The sequence below is a fragment of the Mucilaginibacter sp. P4_E8 genome, from assembly GCF_056401495.1.
Genome location: NZ_JBFUJG010000004.1, coordinates 41,212 through 53,061, shown reverse-complemented (window position 1 = coordinate 53,061; position 11,850 = coordinate 41,212). Strand labels below are relative to the sequence as shown.

10 protein-coding genes are annotated in these 11,850 nt (G+C 43.2%); 1 reads left to right on the top strand and 9 read right to left on the bottom strand.

What is annotated here, in order from left to right:
- Positions 1-12 precede the first annotated feature (12 nt).
- The 9 genes from AC1DRQ_RS03025 to AC1DRQ_RS02985 form a co-directional block, all read right to left on the bottom strand.
- Positions 13-1,188, bottom strand: coding sequence for an acetyl-CoA C-acyltransferase (locus tag AC1DRQ_RS03025; protein WP_477422141.1), 1,176 nt, complete (start codon positions 1,186-1,188; stop codon positions 13-15).
- A gap of 113 nt (positions 1,189-1,301) precedes the next feature.
- A complete protein-coding gene (locus AC1DRQ_RS03020; RefSeq protein ID WP_477422140.1) occupies positions 1,302-3,683 on the bottom strand; it encodes a 3-hydroxyacyl-CoA dehydrogenase/enoyl-CoA hydratase family protein in 2,382 nt (793 codons plus the stop codon).
- A 97-nt stretch (positions 3,684-3,780) separates the two neighbouring features.
- The gene (locus tag AC1DRQ_RS03015; RefSeq protein ID WP_477422139.1) at positions 3,781-4,233 is read right to left on the bottom strand and encodes a DUF2147 domain-containing protein; all 453 of its coding nucleotides are present in this window, start codon (positions 4,231-4,233) and stop codon (positions 3,781-3,783) included.
- Positions 4,234-4,511: 278 nt separating this feature from the next.
- Positions 4,512-4,775: an acyl-CoA-binding protein gene (locus AC1DRQ_RS03010; protein ID WP_477422138.1), complete on the bottom strand. Its 264-nt coding sequence runs from the start codon at positions 4,773-4,775 to the stop codon at positions 4,512-4,514.
- Between the two features lie 14 nt (positions 4,776-4,789).
- Entirely contained in the window at positions 4,790-5,239 is a 450-nt protein-coding gene (locus AC1DRQ_RS03005; protein WP_477422137.1) for an acyl-CoA thioesterase, read from the bottom strand.
- 7 nt (positions 5,240-5,246) lie between these two features.
- The gene (locus AC1DRQ_RS03000; protein WP_477422136.1) at positions 5,247-6,224 is read right to left on the bottom strand and encodes an electron transfer flavoprotein subunit alpha/FixB family protein; all 978 of its coding nucleotides are present in this window, start codon (positions 6,222-6,224) and stop codon (positions 5,247-5,249) included.
- A 33-nt stretch (positions 6,225-6,257) separates the two neighbouring features.
- Positions 6,258-7,001, bottom strand: a complete 744-nt coding sequence (locus AC1DRQ_RS02995) for an electron transfer flavoprotein subunit beta/FixA family protein (protein WP_477422134.1) — start codon at positions 6,999-7,001, stop codon at positions 6,258-6,260.
- A gap of 165 nt (positions 7,002-7,166) precedes the next feature.
- Positions 7,167-8,963 (bottom strand): acyl-CoA dehydrogenase family protein, encoded by a 1,797-nt coding sequence (locus tag AC1DRQ_RS02990; protein WP_477422133.1) that lies wholly within the window; start codon positions 8,961-8,963, stop codon positions 7,167-7,169.
- A 514-nt stretch (positions 8,964-9,477) separates the two neighbouring features.
- Positions 9,478-10,386: a helix-turn-helix domain-containing protein gene (locus AC1DRQ_RS02985; RefSeq protein WP_477422132.1), complete on the bottom strand. Its 909-nt coding sequence runs from the start codon at positions 10,384-10,386 to the stop codon at positions 9,478-9,480.
- A 237-nt stretch (positions 10,387-10,623) separates the two neighbouring features.
- Between AC1DRQ_RS02985 and AC1DRQ_RS02980 the strand changes: the two genes are divergently transcribed.
- A complete protein-coding gene (locus AC1DRQ_RS02980; RefSeq protein ID WP_477422131.1) occupies positions 10,624-11,847 on the top strand; it encodes an OmpP1/FadL family transporter in 1,224 nt (407 codons plus the stop codon).
- Positions 11,848-11,850 lie beyond the last annotated feature (3 nt).

Genomic DNA, 11,850 nt, shown 5'->3' with positions numbered 1-11,850 from the left:
AAAAGGTAATCGTTATAATAATTCAAAAATGCCCGCGGCACCCTGTCCGGTACCTACGCACATAGTAACCATGCCATATTTTTTATCTCTGCGTTTTAGTTCATTAAATAGCTGTACAGATAATTTTGCCCCAGTGCAGCCCAACGGGTGACCAAGCGCTATAGCTCCACCATTTACATTAATGCGGTCAAGATCAAGATCCAGACCTTTAATAACTGCTAATGATTGTGATGCAAAAGCCTCGTTCAATTCAATCAGGTCAATATTCTGTTGCTTCATACCAGCCATTTTTAGCACTTTAGGGATAGCTATCAGCGGCCCAATACCCATAATACGCGGCGGTACACCTGCTACAGCGTAGTTAACCAGCCTTGCAATAGGTTTTAAATTATTCGCTTTTAAAAACCGCTCACTTACCACCATTACAAAAGCCGCGCCGTCACTTGTTTGCGATGAATTGCCTGCAGTAACTACGCCTTTGGCATCAAATACGGGTTTAAGTTTGGCAAGCGCATCAATCGAAGTATCGGCACGCGGACCTTCGTCGGTATCTACTTTAAATTCCCTTTGTTTTCTTTTGCCGCTTTCATCAATATAGGTTTCCGTAATACTTAAGGGCACTATTTCATCCTTAAACTTGCCCTCTTTTATTGCGTTTATAGCTTTTTGGTGCGAGTTATAAGAAAACTGATCCTGCTCTTCACGGCCAATTTTATATTCTTTAGCCACAGCCTCGGCGGTTAAGCCCATGCCCCAGTAATAATCGGGATGAGCAAGGGCAACGTCAGCATTAGGTACAATGCGCCAGCCACCCATAGGGAGCAGGCTCATGCTTTCAACCCCACCGGCAATAATGCAATCGGCAATGCCGCTATGTATTTTGGCCGATGCTATGGCTATGGTTTCCAGGCCCGACGCACAATACCTGTTCACCGTCATGCCGGGTACTTTATCTGTATCCAAAGCCATCAGCGAAATCAAGCGGGCTACGTTTAAACCCTGCTCTGCTTCCGGCGTTGCATTACCCACAATAACATCCTCTATCTGTTCCTTATCCACATTGGGCACAGATGCCATTAAATGTTTAATAACATCGGCCGCAAGCGTATCAGGCCGGGTAAACCTGAAGCCGCCCCTGGTTGCTTTTCCAATTGCGCTGCGACTGCCGGCTACTATATATGCGTTCATATCTTTTTTATTTAATCGTATTTAGTATCGAGTACTTAGTATCAAGTATCAAGACTTTTGAATGCTTTATATAAATCATGATACTTGATACTAACTTATTGATACTTAAAAATTTAATTCCTTAATACTTTGCCACCTGTTATAATAGATTGAATCCGTTCCAGCGTTTTGCGCTCTGTACAGAGGGAAACAAATGCCTCCCGCTCCAAACCCAGTAAATATTCTTCGCTTACCAATGATGGTTGTGACAGATCGCCGCCAGCCAATACATAGGCCAGTTTTTGCGAGATCTTCACATCGTGCTCACTGATGTAATTGCCACTGTACATGGTATTGGCGCCCACATAACCCAGGCCCAATGCCTGTTTGCCCAATACCCTGATATCCGTACGCTGAACAGGCTGCACATAGCCATCATTAGCCAGTTGCAGGCAATGTTGTTTAGYTTCGGCCAGTAAACGGTTTTGCGATACCACTACTACATCACGGCCTTTTTTCAAATAGCCAAACTCAAAGGCTTCATAAGCAGAAGTGGAAACTTTTGCCTGGCCTATAGTTAAAAAGCGGTCGCGGAAATTGTTCAGTTCAATGTCGCCATCCTGTAATTCGTCTGACAGGCGGAGGGCAAACTCTTTAGAACCGCCACCACCAGGGATCAGGCCGACACCAAATTCAACCAATCCCATATATAACTCCGCATGGGCTACTACCTTATCAGCATGGAGGCACAGTTCACAACCGCCACCTAAAGCCATCTGGTGCGGGGCGGCTACCACCGGGATGGAAGAATACCGGATACGCATCATGGTATTTTGGAAAGCTTTTATGACCATGTTCAATTCATCAAACTCCTGTTCAACAGCCATCATAAATATCATCCCCACGTTGGCACCAGCGCTAAAATTGGGCCCTTCGTTGGAGATCACCAATCCTTTGTAGCTATTTTCGGCAAGGGTGATGGCTTTGTTAATACCCTCGATCACATCGCCGCCAATAGTGTTCATTTTGGTGTGGAACTCCAGGTTAAGGATACCATCGCCAATATCGGTAATAGTAGTTCCGCTGTTTTTCCATACCGTATTCGCTTCGCGGATATTGCTTAACAGAATAAAGTTTTCTGTACCCGGAATTACCTTGTAAGTTTTTGATGTGATATCATAATACTGACGATTGCCATCGGCTATTTTATAAAAACTCTCCGCACCCGAGGCAAGCATATCATATACCCATTGGGCTGGTTTATTGCCTGCGGCTTCCATCGCTTTCACGGTATCGGCCACGCCCAAGGCATCCCACTTTTCAAATGGGCCCATTTCCCAGCCAAAGCCTGCATTAACAGCAGCATCTATTTTATAAAGTTCATCAGCAATTTCGGGAATGCGGTTACTGGCGTAGGCAAAAAGCTGGTAAAAGGTAGCTCTGTAAAAATCGCCGGCTTTATCTTTTGCCGCAAACAGGATTTTTAATCTATCTTTTAAACCGTCGACTGTTTTAGTGGTATCCAATGAAGGGAACTTTACCTTTTGCGATGGTTTGTATTCCAGCGTTTTCAAATCAAGGGCGAAGAACTGGTTTACGCCGTCAACCTTTTCCTTTTTATAAAAGCCCTGGCCCGTTTTGCTACCCAGCCAGTTATTTTTAAGCATACCGTTCACAAATTCAGGAATTGCAAATAATTCCTTCGCTTCATCATCCGGCGCGTTTTTACTTAATCCGTTCGCCACATGCACCATGGTATCCAAACCAACCACATCATTGGTACGGAATGTTGCCGATTTTGGGTGACCAATTACCGGGCCGGTCAATTTATCAACCTCTTCAACCGTCATCCCTGTTTTATCAACATAATGCAGTACACTCATGATGCTGAAAACACCTATGCGGTTACCTATAAAGGCGGGGGTATCTTTAGCAAGTACAGTGGTTTTACCCAAAAACTTCTCACCGTATTCCATCAGAAAATTTACCACCGCAGGTAAAGTATCTTTTGTGGGGATGATTTCTAATAGCTTTAAATAGCGCGGCGGATTGAAGAAGTGGCTGCCGCAAAAGTGCTGTTTAAAATCTTCGCTGCGCCCTTCGGCCATTAAATGGATGGGGATGCCCGATGTATTGGAAGTGATGAGCGTGCCTGGTTTCCGGTGTTTTTCAACTGTTTCAAATACCTGTTGTTTGATATCCAAACGTTCCACCACCACTTCTATCACCCAATCGCACTCCGCAATTTTAGGCATATCATCTTCAAAGTTCCCGGTTGTTATGCGCCTGGCGAATGATTTGAGATAAATGGGAGAGGGGTTTGATTTTAAGGCGAAATCGAGCGCGTCATTAACTATTTTATTCCGGGCCTTTTTATCCCCGGGAGTTGCATCTTTTGGTACAATATCAAGCAGCAATACCTGTACACCGATGTTTGCAAAATGGCAGGCAATACGACTGCCCATTACACCAGAGCCCAGAATAGCTACTTTTTTTATAATTCGTTTAGCATCCATATATAAGTTAGTTAGTGGTGAGTGGTGAGTAGTGAGTTGAAATCAGTTGTTTTTGAAAACTTTATATTCCATTCACCATTCACTCCTCGCTATTTAATTATTCCGCCTTTTCCCAGGTAGTTGTACGCCCAAAAAGTGAGATGCCAACATATCCGCGGATGGCTAATGTTTTGCCTTTGTAAGTAATGTTGCAGGAGTAAGTTTTACCGTTTTTAGGGTCGTAAATTTTACCATCGGTGTATTTGTCGTCGCCATCAGGCACAAAACCTTCCAATATGTGTAAACCAATGATTGGTCTGCTGCGCAGTTTTTCGTCCTTGTTTTCCTCATCGGTTTTAGGTTTGCCATTTTTTAATGGTTCCTTTAGCCATACTATTTTGCCGTTAAACTTGCCATCGGCACCCTTGCTGATCTGTATTTTGGCACTTTTGATATCGTTGTACCACAGACCTTCAATTTTATCGGTTTGAGCTTTGGCTGAAATGTTTACTGAGGTGATAGTTAGCAGGATTAATACTAATCGGACGAAATACTGTTTAGGTGATGACATAGTTTTGCTTGGTTATTACTTAAATAATTAAATAGGTCCGGTTAAAAAATAAGATACAGACTTAGCTACGGAGCTGTAATAAACAGCGGTAATAAGTTGCACCCTTTTTTAAGAGACAAACAGAATTACAAGACAGGTTAAAAATTAATTTAGTATTGGTTTATAATAAACAAATATCCTTTTTAGCGAAGTTTAACAAAGGTCTAAATGACGGAAACATTTGTCAAAATTTCGGAACATTCTATTTGCCTTGTTACAAATTGTTTTATTAAAGATAGTTATTTCTCTGCCAACTCTTTCACCAAATCAATATACTCTTGCATAGCATTATCAGCAGGGCTGCCTTTGAGTTTTAACCAGGCATCATACTTTGCCCTGGCTACAAAATCAAACATGCCCGGTGGGTTTTCTGTGTTGATATCGCCTTCGGTTGCTTGTTTATATAAGCTATACAAACGCAGCAGGTTTTCATTGTCAGGACGGGAGGGTAGCTGCTTACTTTGGGCAACCGCGTTTTCGAAGTCTATCTTTTGATCAGTCATCGTTATTTTAATTATCAGGATTTGGTTGCATGAGCCCCTTCTATATAGTCGGCGCTTCGTGGGGCTTTCATAAACAGTTGGCTTAATTCAATGGGTAATACAGCGAGTTTGCGCTTTTCCATATCTATCCAGGCGCCATGAACCATAATTACGGAAGCCTTAACGCCATCGCTTCGGTACAACTCATGCCGGATAGACCACCGGGAACCATCAGGCCGTGATTGGGTTACCTCGCAGGTCACTTTTATGTTGTCGTTTAGTGTTACTTCGCGCAGATAAACCAATTCTTCCTTAAACAATACCGGGCCAATTTTAAAGGCGAAAAGTTTTGTTGGCTTTAAGCCCAGACTTTCGAGCATGTTTAACCTGGCCTGTGCTGCAACATCAGCATAAGCAGAATGCCGCATATGCTGGTTTGCATCAATCTGCGACCATAACACCTGTCCTTCATAAAAAACGTTCATAACTTTGTTATTTATGGTTTTGCCTGAATTTCTTTACAGCTTCCTTAAGTTTTGGTAAAACCTCCAGGGCATCACCAACAACGCCATAGTTAGCGGCTTTAAAAAACGGCGCTTCGGGATCTTTATTTATTACCACAATAGTTTTTGAACCATTAACCCCGGCCAGGTGCTGGATAGCCCCTGAGATACCTACGGCGATATACAGATTGGGCCGTACAGTACCTCCGGTTTGCCCAACATGTTCGTGATGGGGGCGCCAGTGGGCATCGGCTACCGGGCGAGAGCATGCTGTTGCAGCGCCAAGTTCTTTTGCCAGGTCTTCAATCAGTCCCCAGTTTTCAGGGCCTTTCATACCCCGGCCGCCTGATACTACCAATTGTGCATCGCCAAGCGGGATCTCGCCGGTTATTTTATGGACTTCTTTAACTTTAATGCCAAAGTCCTTATCACCAAAGCTCACGTTCAGTTTTTCAATGGATGCTTTGCCTTCAACCTTATTCAGCGGGAAAGTGTTAGGCATCAGTGTAATTATTTTTATATCGCTGGTGATGTTTACATAAGCAAACGCTTTACCTGAGAAAACGGCTTTTTTGATTACAAATCCCTTATCCAGATCAGGGTGAGAGAGCGCGCCGGCAACCAAACCAGCTTTTAGCTTTACGGCTAACCGTGGTGCAACAGCACGACCGTTTATATCATGAAGCGCTATAATGATCTTGCTATTTTCTTTTTGAGCGGCTGCGAGTAAGGCGCTGGTATAAGCCCTTGCATGAAGTTCATCCAAACGGGCATCAGCAACATGCAGTACTTTTTGTGCTCCATATTGGCCCAGGCTTTCCATTTCATTATCGGCAACCGTGCCTAAAACTACTGCGGTAACTGTTGTTCCTGCTTTTTTGGCGATACCGGAAGCATATTGTACAGCTTCAAAACTCTTCTTTTTTATGATTCCATCGGTGTGTTCAACCAATACTATTACTGACATTTTTTATAGGTTTTAGTTAAATAAAAAGACCGCTTATATAACCTTTGCTTCGGTATGCAGCAGTTCTACCAGTTCGTCCATATCATCAGGACTAATCAATTTGATCCCTGCCTTTGCGGGTGGTAACTCGTATGACAAAATATCCGTCACCGCATTAACAGCAGCAGGCGTAATCACTTTTAGCGGACGGGTACGGGCAGCCATAATACCCCGCATGTTGGGGATACGGGCTTCGGCAACTCCTTTTTGGCACGCAATAACCAGTGGTAAGTTACAGGTGTTGGTTTCTTCGCCGCCTTCAATTTCGCGTTTTACAGTTGCGATGTTTCCTTCTATCCGGATGTTGCTTGCAAAGCCTATATAATCTGTATCAAGTAATTCGGCAAGCATGGCACCTACAGCGCCGTTATTATAATCGATAGATTCTTTACCGCACAGGATCAGGTCATAACCTACGCTTTTGGCATATTCAGCTATATAATTGGCAGTTTCATAAGCATCATTGCTATCAGCATCAATCCTGACGGCTTCGTCGCCGCCTAAAGCCAGGGCTTTCCTAATCACCGGTTCGGTATCCGCTTTGCCAACAGTGATCAGGTGAACATCCGTTGCAATGTCGCTTTCTTTTAATTCGAGCGCACGGATCAGCGCATACCATTCATCATAAGGGTTTATTACATACGTAACTCCCTGATTGTTTATAGCGGTATTGTTGTCTTTTAATATAATTTTAGTGCTTGTATCAGGCACCTGGCTTATGCACACTAATATCTTCATACTTTAAGTTTGGAGTTGTTTGTTAGCAGATGGAAAATCACCTTGAAAGCCCCTCTGAGCCTCCCTGCCATCGGGCAGCGGAGGCTCTATCATCCTCTTGTCGGGAAGCGTCGAGTGTGGAACACTCCCTTTCCTCTGGAGAGGTAGGGGTTTGGGTTATCAGACCTAATAGCAGTATTTATTCGCGCTTATTAGTTTAGCGGCAATATTTCTGCGAGCCTGTGTGGTGTTAATATCTTCGGTTTTGGTAAAGCGCTTTAGACCCATCAGCATCATTCTGCGTTCATCGCCCTCGGCAAATGAGTTAAGCGCTTCCCTGCCCGATTTGGCTATATGTTCGGCGGCGTCATTGATATAAACACGCATCATGTCTAATTGTTCTTTACAGGCATCTTCTCCTTTTAGGCCAACCAGTTTTTCAACGCGCAACTGTAATGATTCGCTCACGTAAAGCTCAATAAGCATATCTGCAAGGCACATGAGTACTTCCTGCTCTTTACCTAATTGTGCCATTAGTTTTTGTACCGCAGCACCAGCTACCATGAGTACCGCCTTTTTGAAATTGGCTATGTATTTTTTCTCTTTGGTAAACAGGCCTTCATCTCCTGCACCACCAAAGTCAGGTACGCTTACCAATTCGCCGGCAACCTTTTGGGCTGGACCCATCAGGTCGAGCTCACCTTTTAAGGCACGTTTCAGCATCATATCAACCGTGAGCATACGGTTAATTTCGTTGGTGCCTTCAAAGATCCGGTTGATGCGCGAATCGCGGTAGGCCCTGTCCATAGGTGCCTCGGCGCTGTAACCCATGCCGCCATAGATCTGAACGCCTTCATCAACCACATAATCAAGCGTTTCTGAGGCATGTACTTTAATAATAGCTGCTTCAATGGCAAACTGCTCTGTTCCTTTAAGCTTGGCTTTTATCTCATCAAGGCCGGATGCTTCGTACATTTCCGTAGCTTCTTCCATATTTGAACTGGCCCTGTATATGGCAGATTCTGAAGCATAAACCTGGATAGCCTGCTGGGCCAATTTATAACGGATAGCACCATATTTTGAAATGGGGCGACCAAATTGCTCACGTTCATTGGCATAGCGAATGGACGAAGTAATGACCTCCTTACTGGCACCAACGGTAGCTCCGCCTAATTTAATGCGGCCCAGGTTTAATATGTTTACAGCAATCTTAAAACCGTTTTGCCTGTCTGATAGCAGGTTCTCAACCGGTATCTTACAGTCATTAAAAAATACCTGCCTGGTTGAGCTGCCTTTGATACCCATTTTGTGCTCTTCGGTATTTAATGAAAGTCCTTCAAAATCTTTCTCTACAATAAAGGCGCTTAGGTTTTCATCGTCGTCAATCTTCGCGAAAACGGTAAAAATATCAGCAAACCCTGCATTGGTGATCCACATTTTTTGACCGGTAAGTAAATAGTATTTACCATCGGCAGAAAGCTTTGCCCTTGCCTTGCCCGAGTTGGCATCAGAACCTGCACCCGGTTCGGTAAGACAATAAGCGCCTTTCCACTCACCACTGGCCAGCTTTGGGATATATTTTTCCTTTTGCGCATCGTTACCATAGTATAAAATAGGYAGGGTACCTATGCCGGTATGGGCCGAAAAAGCAACAGAGAAAGAATTGCCTGCACCCAATTTTTCGGTAACCAGCATAGAGGTTTTAAAATCTTTACCAAAGCCACCGTATTGTTCAGGTATGGAAATGCTTAGCAATCCAAGCGCGCCGGCCTCTTCCATTAAATGGGGCATTAAACCTTCTTCCTGCTCATCAATACGGTTTAAATTAGGTACTACGTTTTGTGCAAGAAAATTGGTACATGTTTCTGCGATCATTAGCTGCTCTTCGTTCCACTCTTCCGGAATAAAAACACTATCTGCCTGTGTTTCCCTGATCAGGAACTCACCACCCTTTATAGCTTTTATAGATTCAGTTGCACTCATGATTAAATATTTAACTTTTATGATCTTCTGCTTCTTTTTTTAATTAAGTACACAATGCAAAGAGCTAAGCTTCTGCAAATGAATATTTTATATCCATTGCCTTACATAGCGTGATAATTACTTTCGGCATTAGCTATCTGATACCAGCTTAACAAGCTTTACGGACAGCAATTTATTTGGTTTTATAATCTGGAGTAAAATTAGAGGGCTTGGGGAGCGAAAAAAAGGGCTGCAGTGCGGAGATATTAGTCAAAAAGTCGGAAAGAGGAATGGAACTTGCGCTCGTCTGCGACAATAAGTGTTCGAAAGATTATAATCTCCGTGTTCATTCCCTCCCCACGGGAGGGGTGCAGCGGATTGTGTAATGGCAGGGAGGGGTTTCTACGAGCGATTGAACCTTTATAGCTTATAAACCCCTGCCTCCTCCTTCCCCATGGAAGGAATCGCACAACCTCCGCTTTTCTTTTTATTTCTTCACAACATCTCGGATCGCAGACGAGCGCAAGATGCTTTTTTAATTTGTAGTTACCATTCTGTAATCTGAAGGTGACATACCGGTATGTTTTTTAAAGTACTTACCAAATGAGGACTGATCCGGAAAGTTGATCTCTTCGGCTACCCTGGCAATACTGATGTCGTGATTTCTGAGCAGTACCTTAGCTTCCAGTATCACAGCATCGTCTATCCATTCGCCAGCTGTTCGGCCGGTTACTTCCTTAATGGTTTCTGTTAAGTGTTTTGGTGAAACATAAAGCAAATCGGCATAATACTGTACGTTGCGGTGCTCTTTATAATGATGAAAAACAAGTTCCTGAAACAGTACGTTTAATTCCTGCTTTCGGGTTTGTTTTCCTTTTATTATTACGTGTTGCTTTTCGTAAATAGATTCTACTTCGTAAAGCATGGTAGTTAACATGCTCCTGGAGATCTCCATACGATAGGGATGATCTTCACGGGCTAATTTTTGCTGCATCAATAAATAAATATCAAGCAGCATTTTGGCATCCTCATGATCAGGATAGATCACCGGGAGTGATGCGCTTTTAAAGTAGCTGAATGATTCCAGGAAATGACTGTTAACATTGTTTTCGGTTAAAAAGGCCTTTGAAAAAACGATGAACCTGCATAAAAAATCATCGCTGCTGTTATAGATCCTTAAAATATGGAAGGGTGTAGCGAGCAGCATGGCATCCTGCCGGGCCTCATAAACCTGTAGGTTTGCCTCAACCTGGGCGGTTCCGCGGGTACAGATGCCTATAATATAGCCATCAGAACGGTAGGGGTATTCACTTAAACTTAATAGTTGTTTTTCGTCGGCTATAAAAAATTCCGGGCTTACCAACTTGTCTGCATAAAGATCGGCAAATTTGGATAAGCTTAGCTGTCCAACCTTTTTACTTACATATTTGGAACTTTTACTCATGTAACGGAAAGATATAATTTTATTGCTGAATTTATTAAAAGTGTTAATTATTCGGCAACTATATTTAATACTATTTTTCTTTAATTATATAATAATTAAGTTTTATCCGACTTTTTGACTAATATCTCCGCACTGCAGCCCTTTTTTTCATTTCAAACCATCCTAATTTTATTTTTTTAAAAATGGGGTTTGTTCTCCCAAAACAAGCCGCATATTATAAACCAATTATATTCTATTATGAGAAAACTTATACTATTGCTATTCGCAATAATGCCTGCTATGGTATTTGCCCAGGGTTTCCAGGTTAACCTTCACGGACAGAAACAGATAGGCATGGGACATACTGGCACAGGTTTATTGCAAGATGGCGCTTCTGTTTTATTTAATCCTGGCGCTGTAGCTATGCTGCCGGAAAATTATGTACAGGCAGGCATTAGTCCACTGCTTTTTAAGTCTGCTTTTAATCCAAGTGGTACTACTGATCAGTTTCGCACCAGCAACAAGATAGCCACTCCGTTCACTTTTTATGCTGCCTGGGGCCCTAAGGATTCCTGGTGGAAATTAGGCTTGGGCGTTTATACACCGTTTGGTGGTTTAACCGATTGGGGTAACACCTGGGCAGGAAAATATGTGCTGGAAGATCTTAACCTGAAAGCAATTTACTTTCAGCCAACTTTAAGTATCAAGTTAGCTGATTTCCTGAGTGTAGGCGGCGGGTTTGTTTATAATCACGGCGATGTGGATTTAACCAGGGCTATCCCATTGGTAAACGCGTCAGGGCAGGTCGGGCAAGCCGAGCTTAAAGGGAAAGGCCATGGCTACGGTTGGAATGCAGGGATATATGTAAAAACAGAAGCGGGGATCACCGTAGGTATAACACATCGATCACGGGTAAATACTACCGTAAAAAATGGCGACGCTATTTTTAATGTACCAGCATCATTACAATCAAGTTTTCCGCAGCCAAACACGTTTACCACTACACTTCCGTTGCCGTCAACCTCCTCCATCGGGTTGGGATTTTATCCCTCAGACAAATGGACACTGGCCCTCGATGTGAATTTTACCAATTGGGATGTGTATAAGGTACTGGCATTTGATTATGCTACAAATACATCGGCATTACAAGATACTTATTCGCCGCGAAACTACAAGGATGCGTGGAGTTACAGGGGCGGTGCACAGTACAAAGCCAACAGGAAGCTGGCCTTACGCTTTGGCGGTGGTTATGCTACCTCGGCAGTTGCTGATGGTTATGTTACACCCGAGGCACCTGATGCCAATCGCTATTATATTACTGCCGGCTTAGGTTATACACTGGCCAGGCACCTTGATCTGGATCTGTCGTTTGAATACGAATACCTGAAGGCCCGTACCCAAACCAATATTGAGTCGCAATTATCAGGTACATTTAAAACAAATGTCTACATCCCCGGCATATCGCTTGCTTATCACTGGTAAACT

What these genes read in the sequence shown, in the direction of transcription:
- AC1DRQ_RS03025 (WP_477422141.1), bottom strand. Translation starts at nt 1,188, where the DNA reads ATGAACGCATATATAGTAGCCGGCAGTCGCAGCGCAATTGGAAAAGCA.
- AC1DRQ_RS03015 (WP_477422139.1), bottom strand. Translation starts at nt 4,233, where the DNA reads ATGTCATCACCTAAACAGTATTTCGTCCGATTAGTATTAATCCTGCTA.
- AC1DRQ_RS03010 (WP_477422138.1), bottom strand. Translation starts at nt 4,775, where the DNA reads ATGACTGATCAAAAGATAGACTTCGAAAACGCGGTTGCCCAAAGTAAG.
- AC1DRQ_RS03005 (WP_477422137.1), bottom strand. Translation starts at nt 5,239, where the DNA reads ATGAACGTTTTTTATGAAGGACAGGTGTTATGGTCGCAGATTGATGCA.
- AC1DRQ_RS03000 (WP_477422136.1), bottom strand. Translation starts at nt 6,224, where the DNA reads ATGTCAGTAATAGTATTGGTTGAACACACCGATGGAATCATAAAAAAG.
- AC1DRQ_RS02995 (WP_477422134.1), bottom strand. Translation starts at nt 7,001, where the DNA reads ATGAAGATATTAGTGTGCATAAGCCAGGTGCCTGATACAAGCACTAAA.
- AC1DRQ_RS02985 (WP_477422132.1), bottom strand. Translation starts at nt 10,386, where the DNA reads ATGAGTAAAAGTTCCAAATATGTAAGTAAAAAGGTTGGACAGCTAAGC.
- AC1DRQ_RS02980 (WP_477422131.1), top strand. Translation starts at nt 10,624, where the DNA reads ATGAGAAAACTTATACTATTGCTATTCGCAATAATGCCTGCTATGGTA.